At 70.5% G+C, this 22654-nt stretch carries 21 protein-coding genes and 1 tRNA gene; 15 read left to right on the forward strand and 7 right to left on the reverse strand.

Annotated features, from left to right (window positions below; genetic code table 11):
* Positions 1-32: 32 nt before the first annotated feature.
* The 5 genes from ACAZ03_RS09135 to ACAZ03_RS09155 all read left to right on the forward strand — a co-directional run bounded on the left by ACAZ03_RS09135 (position 33) and on the right by ACAZ03_RS09155 (position 4486).
* Complete coding sequence (locus ACAZ03_RS09135; RefSeq protein WP_373352915.1) at positions 33-1082, forward strand: hypothetical protein; 1050 nt, start codon at positions 33-35, stop codon at positions 1080-1082.
* Positions 1079-2446, forward strand: coding sequence for a hypothetical protein (locus tag ACAZ03_RS09140; RefSeq protein ID WP_373352917.1), 1368 nt, complete (start codon positions 1079-1081; stop codon positions 2444-2446). The genes ACAZ03_RS09135 and ACAZ03_RS09140 overlap by 4 nt, the downstream gene beginning before the upstream one ends.
* 179 nt (positions 2447-2625) lie before the next feature.
* On the forward strand, positions 2626-3054 hold the full coding sequence (locus tag ACAZ03_RS09145; RefSeq protein ID WP_373352919.1) for a VOC family protein: 429 nt from the start codon (positions 2626-2628) through the stop codon (positions 3052-3054).
* Positions 3051-3788 carry a DUF1194 domain-containing protein gene (locus ACAZ03_RS09150; RefSeq protein WP_373352921.1) on the forward strand — a complete coding sequence of 246 codons (738 nt, stop codon included), beginning with the start codon at positions 3051-3053 and terminating at the stop codon, positions 3786-3788. The genes ACAZ03_RS09145 and ACAZ03_RS09150 overlap by 4 nt, the downstream gene beginning before the upstream one ends.
* Positions 3785-4486: a DUF1194 domain-containing protein gene (locus tag ACAZ03_RS09155; protein WP_373352923.1), complete on the forward strand. Its 702-nt coding sequence runs from the start codon at positions 3785-3787 to the stop codon at positions 4484-4486. The genes ACAZ03_RS09150 and ACAZ03_RS09155 overlap by 4 nt, the downstream gene beginning before the upstream one ends.
* Before the next feature lie 270 nt (positions 4487-4756).
* On the opposite strand, the gene ACAZ03_RS09160 is transcribed toward ACAZ03_RS09155, so the two are convergent.
* Positions 4757-6406 (reverse strand): divergent polysaccharide deacetylase family protein, encoded by a 1650-nt coding sequence (locus tag ACAZ03_RS09160; RefSeq protein WP_373352924.1) that lies wholly within the window; start codon positions 6404-6406, stop codon positions 4757-4759.
* Positions 6407-6544: 138 nt separating this feature from the next.
* Here ACAZ03_RS09160 and ACAZ03_RS09165 point away from each other — a divergent pair, with 138 nt between their 5' ends.
* Genes ACAZ03_RS09165 through lexA form a run of 7 tightly spaced genes read left to right on the forward strand, consistent with a single transcriptional unit; the run spans position 6545 to position 12042 of the window.
* Positions 6545-7138 (forward strand): aminodeoxychorismate/anthranilate synthase component II, encoded by a 594-nt coding sequence (locus tag ACAZ03_RS09165; RefSeq protein ID WP_373352925.1) that lies wholly within the window; start codon positions 6545-6547, stop codon positions 7136-7138.
* Positions 7135-8151, forward strand: coding sequence for an anthranilate phosphoribosyltransferase (trpD, locus tag ACAZ03_RS09170; protein ID WP_373352927.1), 1017 nt, complete (start codon positions 7135-7137; stop codon positions 8149-8151). Before ACAZ03_RS09165 ends, trpD begins: the two co-directional genes overlap by 4 nt.
* Entirely contained in the window at positions 8148-8822 is a 675-nt protein-coding gene (locus ACAZ03_RS09175; protein ID WP_373352929.1) for a uracil-DNA glycosylase, read from the forward strand. Before trpD ends, ACAZ03_RS09175 begins: the two co-directional genes overlap by 4 nt.
* Positions 8823-8831: 9 nt before the next feature.
* Complete coding sequence (gene trpC / locus ACAZ03_RS09180; protein WP_373352931.1) at positions 8832-9638, forward strand: indole-3-glycerol phosphate synthase TrpC; 807 nt, start codon at positions 8832-8834, stop codon at positions 9636-9638.
* Positions 9638-10108, forward strand: coding sequence for a cyclic pyranopterin monophosphate synthase MoaC (gene moaC / locus ACAZ03_RS09185; RefSeq protein WP_373352933.1), 471 nt, complete (start codon positions 9638-9640; stop codon positions 10106-10108). Before trpC ends, moaC begins: the two co-directional genes overlap by 1 nt.
* Positions 10105-11289 (forward strand): gephyrin-like molybdotransferase Glp, encoded by a 1185-nt coding sequence (gene glp, locus ACAZ03_RS09190; RefSeq protein WP_373352935.1) that lies wholly within the window; start codon positions 10105-10107, stop codon positions 11287-11289. The genes moaC and glp overlap by 4 nt, the downstream gene beginning before the upstream one ends.
* Positions 11290-11346: 57 nt before the next feature.
* Positions 11347-12042: a transcriptional repressor LexA gene (lexA, locus tag ACAZ03_RS09195; RefSeq protein WP_373352937.1), complete on the forward strand. Its 696-nt coding sequence runs from the start codon at positions 11347-11349 to the stop codon at positions 12040-12042.
* On the opposite strand, the gene ACAZ03_RS09200 is transcribed toward lexA, so the two are convergent.
* The gene (locus tag ACAZ03_RS09200) at positions 12036-14267 is read right to left on the reverse strand and encodes a ComEC/Rec2 family competence protein (RefSeq protein WP_373352938.1); all 2232 of its coding nucleotides are present in this window, start codon (positions 14265-14267) and stop codon (positions 12036-12038) included. The genes lexA and ACAZ03_RS09200 overlap by 7 nt on opposite strands.
* A 77-nt stretch (positions 14268-14344) precedes the next feature.
* On the opposite strand from ACAZ03_RS09200, the gene gltX reads away from it, so the two are divergent.
* Positions 14345-15760 carry a glutamate--tRNA ligase gene (gene gltX, locus ACAZ03_RS09205; protein WP_373352940.1) on the forward strand — a complete coding sequence of 472 codons (1416 nt, stop codon included), beginning with the start codon at positions 14345-14347 and terminating at the stop codon, positions 15758-15760.
* A 96-nt stretch (positions 15761-15856) separates the two neighbouring features.
* The gene (gltA, locus tag ACAZ03_RS09210; RefSeq protein WP_373352941.1) at positions 15857-17152 is read left to right on the forward strand and encodes a citrate synthase; all 1296 of its coding nucleotides are present in this window, start codon (positions 15857-15859) and stop codon (positions 17150-17152) included.
* A 129-nt stretch (positions 17153-17281) separates the two neighbouring features.
* Here the strand turns inward: gltA and ACAZ03_RS09215 are convergent, their stop codons facing one another.
* The 3 genes from ACAZ03_RS09215 to ACAZ03_RS09225 form a co-directional block, all read right to left on the reverse strand.
* A complete protein-coding gene (locus ACAZ03_RS09215; RefSeq protein WP_373352943.1) occupies positions 17282-18340 on the reverse strand; it encodes a hypothetical protein in 1059 nt (352 codons plus the stop codon).
* Between the two features lie 87 nt (positions 18341-18427).
* Positions 18428-19789, reverse strand: a complete 1362-nt coding sequence (locus ACAZ03_RS09220) for a TolC family outer membrane protein (RefSeq protein ID WP_373352945.1) — start codon at positions 19787-19789, stop codon at positions 18428-18430.
* A 32-nt stretch (positions 19790-19821) separates the two neighbouring features.
* The gene (locus tag ACAZ03_RS09225) at positions 19822-20472 is read right to left on the reverse strand and encodes a protein-L-isoaspartate O-methyltransferase (protein ID WP_373352947.1); all 651 of its coding nucleotides are present in this window, start codon (positions 20470-20472) and stop codon (positions 19822-19824) included.
* Positions 20473-20694: 222 nt separating this feature from the next.
* Here ACAZ03_RS09225 and ACAZ03_RS09230 point away from each other — a divergent pair.
* Positions 20695-20768, forward strand: a tRNA-Cys gene (locus ACAZ03_RS09230).
* A gap of 142 nt (positions 20769-20910) precedes the next feature.
* Here the strand turns inward: ACAZ03_RS09230 and ACAZ03_RS09235 are convergent.
* A complete protein-coding gene (locus ACAZ03_RS09235) occupies positions 20911-21669 on the reverse strand; it encodes an ABC transporter permease (protein WP_373352949.1) in 759 nt (252 codons plus the stop codon).
* Positions 21666-22613 (reverse strand): ABC transporter ATP-binding protein, encoded by a 948-nt coding sequence (locus ACAZ03_RS09240; protein WP_373352950.1) that lies wholly within the window; start codon positions 22611-22613, stop codon positions 21666-21668. Before ACAZ03_RS09240 ends, ACAZ03_RS09235 begins: the two co-directional genes overlap by 4 nt.
* Positions 22614-22654 lie beyond the last annotated feature (41 nt).

Here is a 22654-nt window from a genome sequence, read left to right on the forward strand (position 1 = left end):
GGCACCCTCGCCGAAGCACGAGGCACGGATACATGCGAAAACTGGCACTTTCCGCCGCGCTTCTGGCGCTTCTGGCCGCCTGTGGCGACGGCCAGCCCTTCTTCGAGGAGCCGGGCGGCGAGTCGCCGACGCAATCGGAGGGCGATGGCGAGGTCGAAGGCACCAATGACGAGGGCTCGCTCACCGGCACGCTCCCCCCGGGCACGAATGACCCCAGCCGCGGCCGGGGCATCACCCGCTACGAGGAAGAGAACGAGCAGGGCGGCGGCTATGTGCAGAACGCCCGCTACAATGCCGAGAACGACAGCTTCGTCGTCGACAACCTCGCCTTCGACGGCTTCAACCGCTACCGCCGCGGCCGCGATCTCGACACGCTCGGCGGCTACGGCGTCTTCGACGGGGTCGAGACGGTCCGCGACAGCCAGACCGGCGCGCTGATCGACCAGTTCACCTACCGCGCCCTCTACGGCGCCAGCCGCAACAACGTGCGCGTCGACGGCGAGATCCTGCCCTCGACGCAGTTCGCCATCGTGCGCACGGGCTCCTATCTGGAATACGGCTTCGGCGGCTTCATCTACCTGCGCAACGGCGATGTGACCCTGCCGACCTCCGGCCAGGCGCAGTTCACCGGCGATTACGCCGGGATCCGCACCTATTCGGAGGACGAGGGGCTGGAATTCACCCGCGGCGACATGGAGGTCGCCATCGATTTCGAGGATTTCAACGCCGGCAACGGCGTGCGCGGCCGGGTCTACAACCGCGAGCTCTTCGACATCACCGGCGACCCGATCCCGCTGACGAACGACCACAATGTCGACGGCGGCCGCATCTTCCTGCCCGACCTGCGCTTCGTCGTCGGCCCCGGCACGATGAGCGATGACGGCGAATTGACCAATGGCATCTTCTCGCGCGCCTATAACGACGCGGGCGAACTTGTGACCTACGAGGAAGGCAGCTACTACGCAATCCTCGCCGGCGACGGGCCCGACGAGCTGGTGGGCGTGTTCGTGATCGAAAGCGCCGACCCGCGCTTCGAGAACAACAATGCCCAGGAAACCGGCGGATTCATACTGTACCGATGAAAGCCCTGTTTGCCGCCTTGCTCGTCGCGCTCTGGCCCCTCGCCGGGGCAGCGCAGGGCGTGACACTTACGCCCGAAGAGCTGCGCGCCGTGGCCGTGCAGCTTCTGCGCGAGGGGAACGTGCCCGAGGCGCTCCGCCTCGCCCAGCTCCTCCTGGAGCGGGATCCGGCGGATGACATCGGGCTCTATGTGAAGGCCGAGGCCGCGCTCGTTCTAGGCCATCCCGAGATCGCGGCGCGCGCCGGACGGGCCGCCTTCCGCGCGACGGAGGAAGACCGGCTCCGCTTCCAGGCCGCACGGCTGACGGCGCTGGCCGAGGCGCAGTCGGGCCATCCGACCTGGGCGCAGCTCTGGCTCCGCAGGGCGACGCCCTACGTCCCCGATGTCGAGGCGCGCCGGGCGCTGGAGCAGGATTACCAGGCGCTCCGCGCCGCCAATCCCCTGTCGCTCTCCTTCGGCTTCGGCCTGACGCCGACGCAGAACGTCAACGGCGGCTCGGAGGCGGAGACGATCGAGCTGCCACTTCTGCCCGGCATCGACTTCGTGCTCTCGGGCGACGCGCGGCCGCTGTCGGGGCTGGAGGTCAACGGCGCCGCCAATATCGCCTACCGCCTCGCCGAGAGCGAACGGACGCGCACGACCTTCAACCTGCAGGCGCAGGGGCGCACCTATGCGCTGAGCCCCCAGGCCCAGCGTCAGGCGCCGGATGTGAATGGCTCCGATTTCTCCGACTCGGCGATCAGCGTCGGCTTCACCCATGTCGTGGCGCCGGAAAGCGGCCCCCGCCAGCTCACCTATTCCGCCGCCATCGGGCAGATGTGGTACGGGGGCGATCCGCTCCGCCAGTTCCTCCGCCTCGGGCATGACCGGCAATATGTGCTGGAGAACAGCGCGCTGACCCTCTCCTTCACCGCCGAATACCTGATGGAGGACGGGATCGAGGATTACTGGCAGCTCGGCCTTCGCGCCCGCCAGAGCTTCGCTCCGGGCGAGATCGGGCGGCTGTCGCTGACCTACGGGTTCAGCTCTGCGATGACGAGCGAGCCCGACCGCGGCTACGACGGGCTGACCATCGGGGCGGATTACGACCTCGAGGAGCCTCTGAGCGGCATCGGCCTTCTGGGGCCGACGGGCGTCAGCTTCGGCGCCTCGCTCGACGCGCGCCGCTTCGACGACACGATCTATGCCCGCGGCGAGCGCGGCGACCTGCGCGGCCGCGCCTATCTGTCGCTCGACCTGCCGAAATACGAGATCTACGGCTTCACGCCCCGGGTGACGATCGAGGCCTCGCACACCTGGTCGAATGTCGAGTTCTTCGAGCGCGACGACATGCGGCTCGGGATCTCCTTCTCTTCGGCGTTCTGACCCGGGGGCCGTCCTGCGCCCGCGGAGGCCACACGGCTTCCACCGGCGATTTCCATGCGGACGTCCAAGCGCCCGGCCAGCCCGTCCCGCATCGTCACCCCGCGGCCGCGCGGAGTTGTGATGGACGCCCTCGCCCTGCCTGATAGACTCGCCCCAAACCTCACCTTTCGGGAGACCCCATGTCCCTTCGCTATCTGCACACCATGGTTCGCGTCAAAGACCTCGAGGTCTCCATGGCCTTCTACCGGCTTCTCGGCCTCGAAGAGACGCGCCGCATCGACAACGAGGGCGGCCGCTTCTCGCTGATCTTCATGGCCGCCCCCGGCCAGGAAGAGGCGCCGATCGAGCTGACCTACAATTGGGACGGCGATGACGCCCTGCCCGACGACAGCCGCCATTTCGGCCATCTCGCCTATGGCGTCGACGACATCTACGCCACCTGCCAGACGCTGATGGATGCCGGCGTCACCATCAACCGGCCGCCGCGCGACGGGCACATGGCCTTCGTGCGCTCGCCGGATAACATCTCCATCGAGCTTCTGCAGAACGGCGAGCGCAAGGCGCCGGCCGAGCCCTGGGCCTCGATGGAGAACACCGGGCACTGGTGAGGCGGGGCGCCGCCCACCTTCCCTTCGCGGCCGCGACATTCGCGGCCGCTCTATTCCCTGCCGCCCCTGCCCATGCCTGCCGCCTCGCGCTCGTCCTCGGGCTCGACGTCTCGGCCTCGGTCGATCAGCGGGAGGATCTGCTGCAGCGCCAGGGGCTGGCGGCGGCGCTTCTGTCGGACGGCGTCCAGGAGGCGCTCTTCGGCTCCGGCGAGCCGCCGGTCGCCATCGCCGCCTTCGAATGGTCGGGCCGCGTGAACCACGACGTGATGCTCGACTGGCGGCTGATCGAGACGGAGGAAGACCTTCTGGACGCCGCCGCCGCCATCACCGCCTCCCGCCGCCACGATGACGAGTTCCCCACCTCCATCGGCGCCGCCCTGGGCTTTGCCTCGCGGATGCTGTCGGAGGCGCCGGCCTGCACGCGGGCGGTCATCGACCTCTCCGGCGACGGCGTGCACAACGACAGCTACCCGCCAAGCACCGCCTACCGGGTCTTTCCTCTGGAGGGCGTCACGGTGAACGGGCTGGTGATCGAGGGCGGCGTGAATGGCGCCGGCGAGGTGGAGGACGTCTATACCCATTACCTCCGCGAGGTCATCCGCGGCCCTGGCGCCTTCGTCATCGCCGCCGAGGGCTTCGACGATTACGAGCGCGCCATGCGGGTGAAGCTGGAGCGCGAGCTCCGGGCGATGGCCCTGGGCGCGCTGGACATGCCCGGGGGCGGCCCCGGGTGAGGCGTCTCGCGCTCGCACTGGCGCTCGCGCTCCCCGGCGCGGCGGAGGCCGCCTGCCGACAGGCGCTGGCCATCGGGCTCGACGTCTCGGGCTCAGTCGATGCCGAGGAATACCGGCTGCAGCTCGGCGGGCTGGCCGGGGCGCTCGCTTCGCCCGAGGTGATCGCCCGCCTGACGGAGCCGGGCCCCGAGGTGCGGCTCATGGTCTATGAGTGGAGCGGGCCGGCGGCGCAGCGGGTGCTCCTGCCCTGGACGGCGCTGCGCACCGAGGCCGATGTCCTCTCCGCCGCGGCGGTGCTGCAAGCCACGCCCCGCGTCGGCACGGCGCCGACGACGGCGCTCGGCACGGCGATGGGCTGGGGCGCGGCGGCGCTCGAGCCGCAGGATTGCTGGCAGCGGACGCTCGACCTCTCCGGCGACGGCAACAACAACACCGGCCCCCGGCCGCAGGACATAACGGTGCCGGAGGGGATCACGGTCAACGCCCTCGCCATCGGCGGCACCGCCATCGCTAGCGATCAGGACATGGCGGATATCAAGCAGCTCACGGCCTATTTCCGCGCCTATGTCATCCGGGGGCCGGATGCCTTCGTCGAGGCCGCGCTCGGCTGGGAGGATTTCGAGGAGGCCATGCGGCGCAAGCTCCTGCGCGAGCTGAAGGCGCTGGCCATCGGGGCGCTGGAGACGGCGCCGGGGTGAGGTGGGCGTGGCGCGGGGCTCGCCCCCGCCCGGTACGCGCCGGAACGGCGCAGGGCGAGCGCCGGCCCGTCCCGCGGGCTGGCGCTCTGGTGAGGCTGGGCGCGACGGTAAGGTGGGAGGTGGTTGCACCATAAAGCGCCCCACGGAACCGGCAGGAGCGCTAACCCCCAAGCCGGCGCTCACCCCGCGCGGCATCGTCGTGCCCGGGTGAGGGAGAGACGGTGGGTTGAAAACCCACCCTACGCGTGCCGCCCCCGTGGGCGCCCCGCCCTACTCCCCGAGCAACACCGCCGAGAGCGGCGCGAAGCTCACCTGCGCCGCGCGGTTCGCCGTCTCCCAGAGCGACAGCGCCGAGATCGTGTCGGGGCGGAGCCGCGCCAGCAGCACCACGCCACCGCCGTTCCGCGCCTGAAACGCCGCCTGGTCGAGGAAGCGGCGGATCACCCGCGCGTCCTGCCCCTCGGCATCGAGGTCGCGGTAGATCGCGGCGGAGGGCACATCCGCCGCCTCCGCCTCGCGCCGCGCCGTGCCGAGCCCCTCGTCGAGCGCCACGAAGCCGCGGCCGTCGGCGGCGAGGCGCGCCATCGTCTGCTCGGCCACCGGCTCGCGGGCCGTGAGCCCGCCGGCATCGACCAGCGCCACCGCCTCGGGCAGCGCGCCGAAGACGGCCTCGAGCGCCACTTCGACATCCTGCGGCGTCGCGCCCGCGGGCAGCCGCGCGATGGCGGCGACCTCGTATCCGGCGGCGCGCCAGGCTGTAGCGGCGGCGCCGGCATCGGGGCGGCTGGGGTCGATGAGCACCGTCAGCGGCATCTCGATCTCGCCGAGCGCCGAGGGCGGCAGGCTGCCGTCGTCGAAGAGAAGCACGGTGAGAAGTGGCAGGTCACTGCCTTCAAACGGCGCCGCATAGGCAGAGAGCGCGCCCTCCTCGGGGACGGGCGCGACGAGCACCTCGTCCTCCGCCTCCGCATCGCCGAGGCGGAGCACCGGCGGCCCGGATGAGGCGCCGGGCAACCCGCCGCCGGTTCCGGTGCGGGCGATGACCTGGGGGGCGTCCGCCGTCTGCTCCGGCGCATCATCCGGCTCTGGCAGCGCCATGTCCGGCAGCTCGGCAGGCTCCGCCACCTCCGGCTCCGCTTCCAGCGCCGGCGCGGCGGGCGGGGCGCTCTGCGGATTGGGGAGGACGGGGCTCTCCTCGGCGGGCTCGCCTTCGGGGAGGCTCCCCGCCTCGGGCGCGCCGAGGGCGGCGGGGGCCGGCGCCTCGCCGAGGGCGGGGGCCGGGGCGCTGGCGATCTCCGGCGCCGCCTCCTCGCCCGGCAGGGCCGGCAGGTCCGGCGCATCGAGCCCGGGGGCCCCGGCTTCGGGGCCGGCATCCCCACCCGGCAGCGCGTCGATCCCTGCCGGCTCGGCGCCCATGTCGGGCGTTGCCGGCGCGGCGGGCGCCGCATCGCTGACGGCGGCATCGGGTAGCGCGGCGGGGCTGGGCGGCGTGGCGCTTTCGGCGTCGAGCCCGCCCTCGGCCCCGGCGGCGGTGCCAAGCTCGGGCGTGGCCACCCGCTCCGGCGCGGCACCGGTGGCGGGCGCCTCCGGCGATTCCTCCGCGCCGCTGCCGGCGCTCAGCGCCTCGGCCTCGAGCCCGCCGGCCTGGGGCACGGCGGCGGCGACATCGGCCTCGGGCGCGGCCTCGGGCGCGACGCTGCCGGGCGCGGCGGGGGCATCCACCTCCGGCACGGCCTCGGCCTCCGCCGGGGTCTGGGGCGCCTCGTCGGCCTCGGGGGCCGCGGCGCCGGCGGGTGCCGTCACCTCTGGCGCGGCGGGCGGGGTGTTGCCGGGCGGCTGTGGCGCCGCGAGCGAGGCGACGACAAGCGTCCCGCCGCCGACGAGAAGCCCGAACACCACCCCCGAAAGTACGCCGCGCAACAAAGCTGCCTCCTGCCCGATTATCGGCCGACCGAATCCGGCGCGCGGCTTGACGCCGTGCCGGCCCCGGGGCCATCTTGGCCCGACCTTAGCGCTTGGGCCCGCCCCCGGGCCAGACCAGAATTTCCGGACCCTTGGATGCTCCTGCTCATCGATAATTACGACAGCTTCACCTACAACCTCGTCCATTACCTGGGCGAGCTCGGGGCGGAGGTGACTGTTCGCCGCAATGACAAGCTGGACGTGCAGGAGGCGATGGCGATGCGCCCCTCGGCGATCGTGCTCTCCCCCGGCCCTTGCGACCCCTCGCAGGCCGGCATCTGCCTGGCGCTGACTGAGGCCGCGGCCGAGACGGGCACGCCGCTCCTCGGCGTCTGCCTCGGCCACCAGACCATCGGCCAGGCCTTCGGCGGCAAGGTGGTGCGCTGCCACGAGATCGTGCACGGCAAGATGGGCCGGGTCACGCATAGCGGCACCGGCATCTTCGCCGGCCTGCCCTCGCCCTTCCTCGCCACGCGCTACCATTCGCTGGTGGTCGAACGTGAGAGCCTGCCGGAGGTGCTCGAGGTCACCGCCGAGCTGGAGGACGGCACGATCATGGGCCTGCGGCACCGCTCCCTGCCGATCCACGGCGTGCAGTTCCACCCCGAGAGCATCCGCTCGGAGCATGGCCACCAGATGCTGAGGAATTTCCTCGACATGGCCGCCGCGAGCGCCGAGGTGCCGGCATGAACGACGCGATGAAACGCCTGATCTACGCCGCCTCCGAAGGCCCGCTCTCCCGCGCCCAGGCGGAGGAGGCCTTCGCCATGCTCTTCGAGGGCGCCGCGACCCCGGCGCAGATCGGCGGCTTCCTGATGGCGATGCGGGCGCGGGGCGAAAGCGTCTCGGAATATGCCGCCGCGGCCCAGGCGATGCGCGACCGCTGCGTGGCCGTCACCGCGCCCGAGGGCGCGATGGACATCGTCGGCACCGGCGGCGACGGCAAGCACACGCTCAACATCTCCACCGCCACGGCCTTCGTCGTGGCCGGCGCCGGAGTGCCGGTCGCCAAGCACGGCAACCGCAACCTCTCGTCCAAGAGCGGCACGGCGGATGTGCAGGGCGCGATGGGCATCGACGTGATGGCCGGGCCGGAGGTGATGCAGCGCGCGCTCGACGAGATCGGCATCGCCTTCCTGATGGCGCCTCTCCATCATCCCGCAATGCGCCATGTCGGGCCCGTCCGCGCCGAGCTCGGCATAAAGACGATCTTCAACATATTGGGGCCGCTCACGAATCCCGCCGGGGTGAAGCGCCAGCTCACCGGCGCCTTCGCGATCGACCTGATCTTCCCGATGGCCGAGACGCTGCAGGAGCTCGGCAGCGAGGCCGCCTGGCTCGTCCATGGCGCCGACGGGACGGACGAGATCTCGATCTCGGGCCCGACCTCCGTCGCCGCGCTGGCCAACGGCAAGATCACCTCGATGGAGGTGCATCCCGAAGATGCCGGCCTGCCGGAGCATCCGTTCAGGGACATCATCGGCGGCACGCCCGAGGAGAATGCCGTCGCCTTCCGCGCGCTGCTGGACGGGCAGAAGAGCGCCTACCGCGACGCCGTCCTGATGAATGCCGCCGCCGCCCTCCTCATCGCCGGCAAGGCGAGCTCTCTCTCCGAGGGCGCTGAAATCGCGGCGGAAAGCATCGATTCCGGCGCGGCGCGGGGCAAGGTCGAGGGCCTCGCCCGGCTCACCTCCGGCACGTGACGCCCGAGGTTCCGGGCTGGGAGGCGCTGCCCTTCTGGCGTGACGGTTGGCCCGCCGTGGAAGCCGCGCTGGCCGCGGAGGAGCGGCAGATCCTGCCGCCGGAGCCCCGGATCTTCGCGGCGCTCCAGGCGCTCCGGCCAGAGGAGGTGCGCGTCCTCATCCTCGGGCAGGATCCCTATCCGACCCCCGGCCATGCCCATGGCCATGCCTTCTCGGTGGAACCGGACGTCCGCCCCCTGCCCCGCTCCCTTTCGAACATCTTCAAGGAGTTGGAGGCCGATGTTCAGGCGGCTCCGCCGACCGGCGACCTCCGCCCCTGGGTGGCGCAGGGCGTGATGCTCCTCAACACCGCCCTCACCGTGCCCGCCGGCACTACCGGCGGCCATACACGGCTCGGCTGGCTGCCGCTCGTCCGGCAGGTGGTGACGGAGGTCTCCTTGCGCCCCACCGCCTTCCTCCTCTGGGGCAAGCCCGCGCAGGCGCTCGGCGCCGCCTGCATCCGCCCGGGGGCCCACCTGATCCTTGAGAGCCCTCATCCCTCGCCCCTCTCGGCGCGACGCGGCTTCTTCGGCTCTCGCCCCTTCAGCCGCGTCAACGCCTGGCTCGAGGCGCGCGGCGAGGCGCCCATCGACTGGGCGGGGGCGCTTCCCTCCGCCGCAAGCCCGGAGTAGTGTCGCGCCATGGATATTCTCGACAAGATCAAGGCCTATAAGCTGGAAGAGGTCGCCGCCCGCAAGGCCGAGACCCCCCTTCAGGAGATCGAGGCCCGCGCCTCCGCCGCGCCCGCCGTCCGCCCCTTCGCCGAGGCGCTTTCCGGCGCGATCCGCGGCGGCTACGGACTCATCGCCGAGGTCAAGAAAGCTAGCCCGTCCAAGGGCTTGATCCGCGCGGATTTCGACCCGCCGGCCCTCGCGGAGGCCTATGAGGCCGGTGGCGCCACCTGCCTCTCCGTCCTCACCGACGGCCCGTCCTTTCAAGGCGACGATGCCTATCTCGTCGCCGCCCGCGCCGCGGTGTCGCTGCCGGTCCTGCGCAAGGATTTCCTCTACGACCCCTGGCAGGTCGCCGAGGCCCGCGCGCTCGGCGCCGATTGCATCCTCATCATCATGGCCAGCGTCTCCGACGCCCAGGCCGAAGAGCTGGAGGCCGCGGCCAGTCATTGGGGCATGGACGCGCTCATCGAGGTGCACGACCAGGAGGAGCTCGAGCGCGCGTCGCAATTGAGCTCCACGCTCATCGGGATAAACAACCGCAATCTCAAGACCTTCGAGACCGATCTTGAGACAACGCGAACCCTTGCGCGCCGGGTCCCCGAAGGGCGGATCATCGTGGCCGAAAGCGGCATCTTCACGCCCGAGCATATCGAGGACCTCGCCCGCTACGGCGCCCGCGCCTTCCTCGTCGGCGAGAGCCTCATGCGGCAGGCGGATGTCACGGCGGCGACCAAGGCGCTTCTCGACGTCCCCGCCCGCGCCGGTGGCCTCTGATGGCGCTCAGCCATTTCGACGAGAGCGGCGCAGCGCATATGGTCGACGTGTCGGGCAAACCGGTCACATCGCGCGAGGCGGTGGCCGTGGGGCGCATCAAGATGACCTCGCAAACCCTTGATATCGCGATGAGTGGCACCGCAAAGAAGGGCGACGTCATCGGCACGGCGCGCCTCGCCGGCATCATGGCCGCCAAGCGCACCGCCGAGCTCATCCCCCTTTGCCACCCCCTGCCGATCACGCATGTCTCGATCAGCATCGAGCCGGACGAGGGGCTGCCCGGCCTCCGCATCTCCGCCACGGTCCGGACCACGGGCCAGACGGGCGTGGAGATGGAGGCGCTGACGGCCGCCTCGGTCACGGCGCTGACGATCTACGACATGCTGAAGGCGGCCGAGAAGGGCATGGAGATCGGCGAGATCCGCCTGGCGCGGAAATCCGGTGGAAAATCTGGGGATTACGAGGCGTGATCACGGTCGCCGAGGCGCTGGAGCGACTGTTCGCGCTGGTCACGCCCCTCGGCGAGGAGGAGGTTCCCCTCACCGCCGCCGCCGGCCGCGTCCTTGCCCGGCCCATCGCCGCCCGCCGCAGCCAGCCCCCGTTCAACGCCTCGGCCATGGACGGATATGCCGTGCGGCAGGCGGATGTGGCCGCGGGCGGGCGCTTGAAGATCATCGGAGAAAGTGCTGCGGGGCATGGATTTTCCGGAAGCGTTGGTGCTGGCGAGGCGGTGCGGATCTTCACCGGCGCGCCGGTGCCGGACGGCGCCGATCAGGTGATCCTGCAGGAGGATGTGGCCCGCGAAGGCGATGTGATCACGCTCTCCTCCGAGGCCGGAAAGAGCATCAACATCCGTGCCATGGGCGCCGACTTCGGGCCGGGCGACAGCCTGTCCGCCCCGCGCCGGCTCTCCCCGGCCGACATTGCCCTCGCCGCCGCAATGAATCACGCGACCCTGCCCGTAACGCGCCGGCCCGAGGTGGCGATCATCGCCACGGGCGACGAGCTCGTGGCCCCCGGTGACGCGCCCGGCCCCGACCAGATCATCGCCTCCAACACCTACGGACTTTACGCGCAACTTCAGGCTCTTGGCGCCTTGCCGCGGCTCTTGCCGATCGCGCGCGACACGCTCGAGTCTCTCGCGCTCGCCTTCCGCCTCGCCGAGGGGGCCGACCTTGTGATCACGGTCGGCGGTGCCTCGGTTGGCGATCACGACCTGGTCGGCGAGGCGGCGGCCGGCGCGGGGCTCGAGCGCAGCTTCTGGAAGGTGGCCATGCGCCCGGGCAAGCCCTTGATGGCCGGCCGGATGGGCGAGGCCATGCTCTTGGGATTGCCGGGAAATCCCGTCTCCGCCCTCGTCTGCGGCAGCATCTTCATGGCCCCTGTGATCACGGCGATGCTCGGCCTGCCGCAAGGCGCCGCGCAGCGCCGCATGGCCCGCCTCGCTGCGCCGCTCGCCGCCAACGGGCCGCGGGAGCATTACCTGCGGGCAAAGAGCGGGCCGGAGGGCGTGACCGCCTTCTCCAAACAGGATTCCTCTTTGCTGTCAGTCCTTTCCGAGGCCGATTGCCTGATCGTCCAGCCGCCGGGCGACCCTGCGCGCGCGGTGGGCGAGACGGTCGAGATCGTGCCGATTGGCAACGGGCATTGACACAAAACAGGAACACATATAGAACATTGCCCAAACAGGCGGGCAATGAGGGCGACCATGCTGACACGCAAGCAACTGGATTTGCTGGAGTTCATCCACAAGCGCGTCCAGCGCGACGGGGTGCCGCCCTCCTTTGACGAGATGAAGGAAGCGCTCGATCTGCGCTCCAAATCCGGCATCCACAGGCTGATCACGGCACTGGAAGAGCGCGGCTTCATCCGCCGCCTCGCCCACCGCGCCCGCGCGCTGGAGATCGTGAAGCTCCCCGAAGCGCTCGAGCAGAAACTCGGGGCCGAGAAAGCCGCCGCGAATAAGGTCGTCGCCCTGCCGCGGCGCGCCCCCGCCCCCGTGGCGGAGAGCTCCGCGCCCGGCGTCATGGATCTGCCCGTCATGGGCCGCATCGCCGCCGGTGTGCCGATCGCGGCGATCAGCGAGGTCTCGCACATGATGGCGGTGCCGCAGGCGATGCTCGGCAAGGGCGCGCATTTCGCGCTCGAGGTGCGCGGCGATTCGATGGTCGGCGCCGGCATCAACGACGGCGACATCGTGGTGATCCACGAAAGCGACGCGGCCGACGATGGCGACATCGTCGTGGCCCTCATCGAGGAGGAGGAAGCGACGCTGAAGCGCCTCCGCCGCAAGGGCGGCATGGTGGCGCTCGAGGCGGCCAACCCCGCCTATGAGACGCGACTCCTCCGCGGCGATCAGGTGCGGGTGCAGGGCAAGCTCGTCGGGCTGATCCGCACCTATTGACGGATAAAGGGCCCGAGCCGCCAGGGCGGCCGGGCCGGATGCGGGCCCACCTCCGTCCAGGGGCGGAGCCCGGCGCGGGCGGCGGCAGTGACGAGCTGGAGCGGCGCAAGCGGGTGCTCTTCGCCGGCGCCCGGCTCTCCAAGCGCCGTAACCTCGGCTGAACCACCGTCGAAAGTGATACCCTCGGGTGCCGCAGGATCTGCGAACGGGATGGGCGCCGCGCCGTGACCGGCCGGGTCAAGCGCCAGGGCGCCCGTGCCGCGCAAGCGCAGGGAATCGTAGACGTCGCAGGGGCGCGGGCCCGGCACCTCGACATTTGCGATGAGGATCGCCGCCCCGCCGCAGTCCGGCCCGAGCGCCGCCAGCGCACGGGTGCCTCGGATCTGCAGGATCTCCACCCCGCCCAGGGCGATGCGGAGCTGGCCGGCGCTTTCGGCGAGCGCACCGCTGGCGGCCGCCTCCTCCTGCGTCGCGAGGCTGCCGTCATTCTGAAGCCAGATGCCAGCGTTATAGCTGTCCGTCCGCTCCCGGCTGAGGGCGCGGCCGTCGGGCGTCATGAGCCCCAGAAGGCCGCCGGTGTCGGAGACGAGCAGCGCCGGGCGCGGCGCGCCTTGCCAAAGGGCCAGCGCCAGGCCGAGGGGCGCGAGGCCCGCCCAGCGGCCGCGACCCCGCCAGAGCGCCAGCACCAGCCCGCCGAAGGCGAGAAGCGGCAAGACCGCCGCCGGCGGCGAGACGACGGCGCGCACCGCGCCCTCCGCCTCCGACACGCGGGCGGCCACTGCGAGGATCCAGCGGGCGCCGAATTCCATGAGGAGCAGGCCCGGCGCCGCAAGGCCGAGGGGCGCGAGGAGCCCGGCGATCACCGCGCCCGGCATGACGAGAAGCCCCATGGCCGGCACCGCCAGAAGGTTCGCGGCCAGCCCGTAAAGCGCCATCCTGTTGAAATGCACGGCCGCGATAGGCGCCGTCGCCAGCCCCGCCACCAGCGACGAGAGCCCGAGGAGCAGGGCCGGCATGGCCCATCGCCAGAGCCGCCCCCGCCGCGCCAGCCCCCAGAGCGGCATGGCGCCGAAGACGGCGACGAGCGCCACGACGGCCGCAAAGGACATCTGGAAGCCGGCATTCACCAGGCTCTCGGGGCGGAGGACAAGCACGATCAGCGCGGCGATGGCGACGGCGCGCATCGAGATCGCCCGGCGGTCGAGCAGCACCGCGACGAGCGCCACGGCGGCCATGACGAAGGCCCGTTCCGTCGGCACGGCGCGGCCGGCGAGCGCGAGATAGGCGGCGGCCGCCGGCAGGGCGACGAGCGCCGCGAGCTTCTTGGTGGAGAGCCTCAGCGCCAGCGCCGGGATCAGGGCCAGCCCGCCGCGCACGAGGGCGAAGACGAAGCCGGTCAGCAGCCCCATATGCATCCCCGAGATGGCGACGAGGTGATAGAGATTGGCGCCGCGGAGCGCCTCCGCCGCGCCGGGCGAGAGGCCCGAGCGGTCGCCCGTTGTCACCGCCGCCGCGAAGCCGCCGGCATCCCCCGCGATCCTGTCGCGCACAGCGAGGGACAGCGCCCGCCGGAGCCGGGCGAGCGGCAGGGCGCCGGGCTCCGCCTCTTCCGAGAGGAGGGCCGGCGCCCGGGTGTAGCCGAGCGCGCCCAGCCGCTCGAACCAGGCGTGGCGGCGGAAGTCGAAGCCGCCGGGCTCGGCCGGAGCGGAGGGGGGCGACAGATGCGCCGTGGTCATGATGCGCTGCCCCGGCTCGGGCGCCAGCCAGCGCATGTCTCCGAAGAGCGAGATGCGCACCCGGGCCGGTATCCGCTCCGGCGCCATGTCGCGCAGGACCACCTGATCGAGGAGGAGGCGCGGCGCCTCGCTGGCGGAGACATCTACCTCCAGCACCCGGCCCTCGACCGGGCCGTAGTAACGAAAGCCGAGCACCGGCTCGGCGACGGCAGCTACGCGCGCTCCGGCGAGGCCGGCGCCGAGCGAAGCGAGCACCAGGGCCAGCGCCAGGGCGCCGCCGAGCCGGCCGCGCCCCAGCCAGGCGCCACCGGCCAGCAGGGCCCCGACCAGCGCCAGGGCAGCCCAGCCGAGCCGCGAGGGCTCCACCGGCAAGGCGAAATAGAAGCCGATCCCGGCGCCGAGGCAGACGGGCACCCAGAGGAGCAGATGGCCGCGCTGCGCCTCCCATCCCGTCGCGGGCCCTGCCCCGGCTTGGATCCAGCGGCGCACTTGTTCTCGGCTCCCCAAGCCACTATCCCGCTTCTGCCGAGCCTCTCCCCTCATGGTGAAAGAAAGGTTAAGCCCTCATGCCAGACCGCTCCTCCGACCGGCCGGTCGTCACCCGATTTGCCCCCTCGCCCACCGGCGCGCTGCATATCGGCGGTGCCCGCACGGCGCTGTTCAACTGGCTCTTCGCCCGCGGCCGGGGCGGCAAGTTCCTGCTGCGCATCGAGGATACCGACAAGGCGCGCTCGACGCCGGAGAACACCGCGGCGATCCTCGACGGGCTGAGCTGGCTCGGGCTCGACTGGGACGGCGAGCCGATCAGCCAGGCCGCCCGCGCCGCGCGCCACGCTGAGGTGGCCGAAGAGCTGCTGGCCTCGGGCCGCGCCTACAAGTGCTTCTCCACCCAGGAGGAGATCGAGGCCTTCCGCGAGGCGGCAAGGGCCGAGGGCCGCTCGACGCTCTTCCGCTCGCCCTGGCGCGATGCCGACCCGGCGAGCCATCCGGACGCGCCCTATGCCGTCCGCATCAAGGCGCCGCAGGAGGGCGAGACCAGCATCGAGGATGCCGTGCAGGGCCGCGTGACGCTGCAGGCCGACCAGCTCGACGACATGGTGCTGCTGCGCTCCGACGGCACGCCCGTCTATATGCTCGCGGTGGTGGTCGACGATCACGACATGGGCGTGACCCATATCATCCGGGGCGACGATCACCTGACCAATGCCTTCCGCCAGAAGATGATCTTCGACGCGATGGGCTGGGAGCTGCCGGTCATGGCGCATATCCCGCTGATCTTCGGGCCCGACGGCAAGAAGCTCTCCAAGCGCCACGGCGCCACGGGCGCGGCCGAGTATCGCGCCATGGGCTATCCGGCGGCGGGGATGCGCAATTACCTGACGCGGCTCGGCTGGAGCCACGGCGATGCGGAATTCTTCACCGACGAGGAGGCCCGCGCCTGGTTCGACCTCGGCGGAATCAACAAGGCGCCGGCCCGGTTCGACACCAAGAAACTCGAAAATCTCTGCGGCCAGCACATGGCCGCGATGAGCGATGCCGCAGTGCTGCAAGAACTGGAAGGCTACCTCGCCGCGACCGGCACCGGCCCGCTCTCCACCACCGCCTGGAGCGCCCTTGAAGAGGCCATCGGCCCGGCGCGGCAAGGCGCCAAAACCTTCGATCAAGTCCTTGAAAAGGCTGGATTTGCCTTGGCGACCCGGCCGCTCGATCTGGACGAGAAAGCCGCCAGGGCGCTCGATCCGGTATCCCGTGGTATACTGCGAGAATTGACGCCGCAGCTGCAAAATGCTAGCTGGTCCCGCAGCGATCTCGAGGAGGTGGTCAAGGCTGTTGCGGAGGCGCATGGGCTCGGGCTCGGCAAGCTGGCCGCCCCCCTCCGCGCCGCGCTCAGTGGCCGCGCCGTGAGCCCGAGTGTGTTTGACATGATGATGGTCCTCGGCAGGGACGAAAGCCTCGCCCGTATCGCCGATCAGGCCGCGTGAAGCAGAACCTTTGCCATTCGGGTGCTATGCCCCGGCAAACGGTTGGTTGAGGCCCGCCCCGCCCGGGGCCAGGGCTTTGAGCATAAGGGGATAGACATGCCTGAAGAGACCAAGACAGCAACCCTGCAGATCGGCGGCGAGAGCTACGAGCTCCCCGTGCATTCGCCGACGGCGGGGCCCGATGTCATCGATATCCGCAAACTCTACGGCCAGGCCGGCGTTTTCACCTATGACCCGGGCTTCACCTCCACCGCGGCCTGTGATTCCACCATCACCTATATCGACGGCGAGGCCGGCGTGCTCCTGCACCGCGGCTATCCGATCGGCCAGCTCGCCGAGCGCTCGCATTATCTCGAGGTCTGCTACCTGCTGCTCTACGGCGAGCTGCCCGCGGCGAAGGAGCTGGAGGATTTCGAGAATCTGGTGACGCGCCACACGATGCTGCACGAGCAGATGCAGTATTTCTTCCGCGGCTTCCGGCGCGATGCGCATCCGATGGCCATCATGGTCGGCGTCGTCGGCGCCATGGCCGCCTTCTACCACGATTCGACCGATATCTCGGATCCGCACCAGCGCGAGGTCGCCTCGATCCGGCTCATCGCCAAGATGCCGACCATTGCGGCGATGGCCTACAAATATTCGATCGGCCAGCCCTTCGTCTATCCGCGCAACGATCTCGATTACGCGGCGAACTTCCTGCACATGTGTTTCTCGGTACCGGCGGAGCGCTATGAGGTCTCCCCCGTTCTCGCCCGCGCGATGGACAGGATCTTCACGCTCCACGCCGATCACGAGCAGAACGCCTCGACCTCGACGGTGCGGCTCGCCTCCTCCTCCGGCGCCAACCCCTTCGCCTGCATCGCCGCCGGCATCGCCTGCCTCTGGGGCCCCGCCCATGGTGGCGCCAACCAGGCCTGCCTGGAGATGCTCCGCGAGATCGGCACGGTGGACAAGATCCCCGAGTACATCGCCCGCGCCAAGGACAAGGACGACCCGTTCCGCCTGATGGGCTTCGGGCACCGCGTCTACAAGAACTTCGACCCCCGCGCGACGGTGATGAAGGAAAGCGCCGACGAGGTGCTCGAGCTCCTCGGCATCGAGGACAACCCGACGCTGCAGGTCGCCAAGGAGCTGGAGAAGCAGGCGCTCGACGATCCCTATTTCGCCGAGAAGAAGCTCTTCCCGAACGTCGATTTCTACTCCGGCATCATCCTCGAGGCGATGGGCTTCCCCACCTCGATGTTCACGCCGATCTTCGCGCTGGCGCGGACCGTCGGCTGGATTTCGCAGTGGAAAGAGCAGCTTGCCGATCCGCAGCTGCGCATCGGCCGGCCGCGGCAGCTCTACCTCGGCGAGACCGAGCGCGACTACGTCGATATCGAGAACCGCTGAGGGCGGGGCTGCCCCTGACACCATCAGGGGCAGCTCGGGCTACCGCTAGCCGACGCCAAAAAGGAAACGGCCCCGAGGTGAGCACTCACCCCGGGGCCGTTTCTCTTTCGCCGCACTGTGGGCTGTGGGTCAGCCCTCGTCCTCGGCCAGGGCGCGATAGATCTCGCGCCGCACGAGCTTGCGGACGTTGCGGGTGATGCGCTCGCCGAGCGCGCCCTGCAGCTCCTCGCGGATGATCTTGGTGACGAGCTCGCGAAGTGCCGCCTCGTCGATCCCGTCGACACGCAGCGCCGCATCGAGTCGCTCTTCGACGGAGGTATCGGCGGCGGCATCGGCGCGGCGGCGCTCGCCGACCTCATGCGCCTCGGCCAGGGCCTTGGCCCAGGCGGCGGCGGCCGGCTCCGGGCCATCGGCGGGGGCGACGATGGGCGGCAGCGCCGCCTCCTCCTCCACCGCCGGGTCGCGCGCCATGTCGACGAGCCGCAGCGGGCGCCGCGCCGGAGCTTCGGCGCCGCCGTCGGCAAGGATGCCGGACAGGTCGCCGGCGAGGTCATCGGCGGGTGCATCCTCGGCCTCGCGCTCTTCGGCCGGTGTCTCGGCCGCCCTCGGGGGAAGGTCTTCGCCCGCGGCCAGCGCTCGGCGGCGGGCGATGGCGGCCTCGAGGCTCGCGACCTCCTCGTCGAGCGCGGGGGCCTCGTCCTCCTCGTCCTCCAGCTCGGGTCCGATGCGGGGCTCATCCGTGCCCAGGGTCTCCGCCTCGGCCGGGCCGAGCCAGTCGTCGACGGACCAGAGCTCGCGCTCCGGCTCCTCGGCTGCTTCTTCAGGGATGTCATCCGCTTTTGGCGCTGCCGGGACCTTCCAGTGATCTTCGGCGTCGCCGAGTCTGGAAGCCTCTTCCATATCGGCATCCGACCAGAAGGGCGCCTCCGCCACGTCGGATGCCGGCGACTCCGCGGGGGCTTCCTCGGGGGCCTCGGCGGCGACCGGGGCGGGTGCCTCTTCCGGCGCCTCGGCCACCGGATCGGCCTCCGCCTCATCGGGCGCGACGCGCTGCGCCGGCGTCAGGATCAGCCGCCCGGCGCCGCGCCGTGCGGTGCCGTGACTCTGGCTGCGCTCGCCCTCCGACACCAGCCGGCGGATCGAGGCCAACACGTCCTCGATATCTACGTTCTTTGCGGGATCCGACATCGCTCTGCCCTTTTTAGGCGAGTCTAGACGGCAAACGTTACCAAGCAAACCGCTAAAAGCAGCGGCCTTTAGCGACCGGCGGCGACGTCACTCGCGGCCGATGGCCTCCAGCACCCGGTCGAGCGCCTGACCCTGCGCCGAGAGCCGCGTCGGCGCGCCTTCGACCAGCGAATAATAGGCTTCGGGATCATAGACCTGCACGTTGAGCCCGAGGTCCTCCGCCGTCAGCAGCCCCATCGCCGAGAGAACACCGTAGGACGCGATGGCCTCGTCCACCTCGGCGGAGATCAGGTTCGTGCGGGCGTCGAGCAGTTCCTGCTCGGCGTTCAGCACGTCGAGCGTCGTGCGGGAGCCGAGCTCGGCCTCCTCCCGGACACCGTTGAAGCCGACGGTCGAGGCCTCGACCTGGCGCTGATAGGCCTCGCGGCTGGCGCGGGCCACTTCGAGATAGGCCCAGGCATTGCCGACCCCCTGCTCGACGCCCTGCGCGGTGATCAGAAGCTGGCTGCGCGCCGCATCCCGCCGCTGCATGAGCTGGCGGATGGCGCTGGAGAGGCGCCCACCCTGGTAGATCGGCCCGGAGAGCTGAAGCTGCACGGTCCGCCCGGTGTTGCCGTCCCTGTCCACCCCGACGCCGCCGGAAAGGCCGAGAGTCGGGCGGAGCGCCGCCTCGCCGCGCTCGATGCCAAGCTCGGCCGCCGCGACGCTGTGCTGGCTCTGGATGATCGACGGGTGGTTGCGCAGCGCCCAGGCCTTGGCATCGGCGAGGCTACGGTTGATCGGCGCCGGGCCGGCCCATTCGAGCGAGCCGGGCTCGCGGCCGACCGCCACCTGGAATTCATAGACGGCGCGCACCAGCGTGCCCTGCTCGGCCGCATAGAGCGAGCGGGCGGCGGCGAGCCGCGCCTCGGCGAGCGAGACATCCGTCCGCGTGATCTCGCCGACCTCGAAGCGATCCCGCGCGGCGCGAAGCTCGCGGGTGATGAGGCTGACGTTGTTCTCGCGGAGCGCCACGAATTCCTGCGCGCGGCGCAGGTTGAAATAGGCCTCGACGATGCGCATCAGCACCTGCTGCTCGATCCCGACGAGCGAGGCGCGCGTGGCGAGCACGTTCTCCTTCGTGGCCTCGACAGCCAGCCGATTGGCCCCGCCGTCATAGAGCGTGAGCTGCGCCGAAAGCTGCAGGTTGGCGGAAACGAGATCCGCCCCCGGCTGGTCCTGCAGGGTGCTGGAGGCGGTGGCCGACCAGCTCACTACCGGGAGGAGCGCGGCATTGGCCTGGGCGACATCCTCGTCGGCGGCGCGCAGGAGCGCGCGGTTCTGCTCCAGAAGGCCGGAATGCTCGTAGCCATAGGCAAGCGCGTCGGCCAGCGTCTCCGCCGTGGCGGCATTGCCAAGAGGCAGCGCGAAGAGCGCCGCGGCGGCGAGCCGCCGACCCCAAGATTTCATGCGCATTGCCCCACCCCTGATGTCTGCCGGTTCTAGAATGCGAAGGCCGGCGCGGTGCTGAAGCCGGGCAGCACCGGCGCGCCGGCATGGAAGAGATCGCGCCAATGGACGGTGCCGCCGATGCGGATGCCGACCCGCACGGTGGCGAGCGTGCCCTTGGCGAAGATGGCGGCGATCCGGCCGCCCTCCTTGAGCTGGTCGGTCAGCGCGGCGGGGATGGCCTCCACCGCCCCTTCGACGAGAATGGCATCATAGGGGCCGCTCTTGGCGGCGCCCTCGACCAGGGGGCCGGCGATCACGGCGGCATTGTCGATCTCGACCTCCGAGAGGAGCGCCTCCGCCTCATCGGCCATCGGCGCTTCCTCGACGGCGACGACGAAATCGGCGATCCGCGCCAGGACGGCCGTCGAATAGCCCTGCAGGCAACCGATATCGAGGACGACATCCTGCGCCGTCAGCTCCAGCGCGTCGATCATCTTGGCGAAGGTGCGCGCGGCGAGCAGCGCCCGCCCGTCCCCCATCGCCAGGTTCTCGCCGGCATAGGCGGCCTCGCGCAGCGGGCCCGGAACGAAATGCTCGCGCGGCACATGCAGCATGGCGGCGATGATCGGATATTTCGTGACGTCGGAGGGCCGGACCTGCGTATCGACCATCATCGTGCGGCGGCGGGCATAATCGGCCATGACAGAGCCTTCCTCGAGGGGTCCTTCTCGAAGGGTGATGCCATAGCTTCCCCCGCCCTTCAACGCCCGATCGCCGCGCTTGAGTCCTTGTGATCGGCAAGGCGGGTGCGGGCCACCGGCTGCGGCCCTTTGGCGGCGAGACACCGGCCGGGCCGCCGCTCCGCAAGGCGTCGGCGCGCGGCTTGCATGGCGCCGGGGGCTGGGCTATCAGGGCCGGGCTCAGGCGAGTGGGCAGGTAGGTTATGCAGCGGATTGCAAATCCGTCTAGACCGGTTCGATTCCGGTACTCGCCTCCACAATCTTCCCAGACATTGTGTTTTTTGTTCCGGCCCCGAGTACGGAATGCGGTCGTTCGCTGCGGCCGGACCGGCACGTGCAAGACGGGCGCACACGCCGCCCGCCTGCAATCGGCCGGCGTGTGCAGACACCGATGGTGCGTCAGATATCCCGGGCGCGGAAGAGCAGATGACAGGCCCCGAGTGCCAGGGCGGCGCAGGCTGCGAGAATGCCGAGGCCCAACCCAGGCGCGACCGCCTCTGCGGAGGGCAATGTCGCATAGGCCGCCTGCCCCGCGTTGATCGGCCAATAGCGCGCGAAGGCCTCTCCGATGGCCCCCGGCAACCCGGGCGCGATGGCCGGCACAAGGAGTGTGATGCCCACCAACGCCCCCAGGCTGCCGGTCGCGGATTTCAGGATGCCTCCGACAGCCACGCCGAGAAGGCAGACGAGGGTCAGGTAGCCAATCGCTCCGGCGAGCGCCACGAGCACATTTGAGCCGTCCGCCAGGGCAGATGGGAGCCCGGCCCCCTGGAGCGTCAATTGCACGGCGGCGAAGCTGAATGCCGTTGTGACAAGAGAGGTCACGAAGGCGATCGCCAAGACCACTCCGGTCTTTGCCGCCAACAGCCGCCCACGCGACGGTGCGATTGAAAGGCTGGGCGCGATCGTCCCGGTGTCGAACTCGGAGGTGAAGACAAGCGCGCCCAGCATCCCGATCAGGAGTTGGGCAAAGAGGAAGCCCTTGAGGCTCTCTGCGGTCGGGTCCCAGTCTGCCGGCAGGTCGGCCGGCGCGCTTCCCAGCATATCGGAGACCCCCAGGAGGCTCAGCGCGACGCCCGAGCCAACGGCGCTGAGCGCCAGAATCCAGGTCGTCCGCAAGCTGCGGAGTTTGGTCCATTCGGAATGCAAAAGGCTCATGCGGCACGGCTTTCGTAATCTGTGGCATCGCGGGTGAGAGTGAGGAACACCTCCTCGAGCGAGTCGCGGACCTGCACGAGTTCCTCAAGGGCGATCCCCTCGGCGGCAGCGATCCGTCCGACAGTGGCGGTGTCGCCGCCGGTGATCAGCAATCCGGGGCCGGCGCCAGCGTCCACTTGCAGACCGGAGCGGCGCAGCACCCGCGCGAGGTCGTCCGGTGACGCGGCACGGGCCCTGACCCTCTGCTCGGTATGCGCATCGACGAAGGCGTCCAGCGACATCTGGGCGATCAGCCGCCCCTGCCCGATCACGATCAGATCGTCAGCCGTCAGCGCCATCTCGGACATGAGGTGGCTGGAGAACAGGACCGTCCGCCCCTCGTCCGCGAGGCGCCGGAGCAGCAGGCGAAGCCACCTGATGCCCTCGGGGTCGAGGCCGTTGAGCGGCTCGTCGAGCACAAGGATTTGCGGATCGCCGAGCAAGGCGGTCGCGATTCCCAGCCGCTGCAGCATCCCGAGCGAGAACTCTCCCGCAGGGCGATGCGCGGCGCCGCTGAGCCCCACCAGCTCGAGGACTTGCGCAACGCGCTCTCGCCCCAGCCCTGCCGCCTGGGCGAAGGCGCTCAGGTGGTCTTCGGCGGTGCGGCGCGGGTGGACCGCCCGCGCATCGAGCAGCGCGCCGACGACGCGCGCCGGCCTGTCGAACTCGGCAATGCTGCGGCCATCGATGGTGATCCGGCCGGCGGTAGGACGGGTGAGGCCGAGCAGCATCCGGAGCGTGGTGCTTTTGCCTGCGCCATTGGGCCCGAGAAAGCCGGTGATGACGCCGGGCTTCGCGTCGAACGACAGGCCCCTCACCGCGAACTTGTTGCCGTATTGCTTGGTCAGGCCCTCCGCCCGGATGCCCGGCGCCGCAGGGAGATGACCATGGGTCGAAGGTTTCATGGGCGGACTCGCTTGTTACACTACACCGTGTAGTGTAATTA

This window comes from Pseudoroseicyclus sp. CXY001 (assembly GCF_041714655.1).
In the GTDB taxonomy this organism is placed as follows: domain Bacteria; phylum Pseudomonadota; class Alphaproteobacteria; order Rhodobacterales; family Rhodobacteraceae; genus Pseudoroseicyclus_A.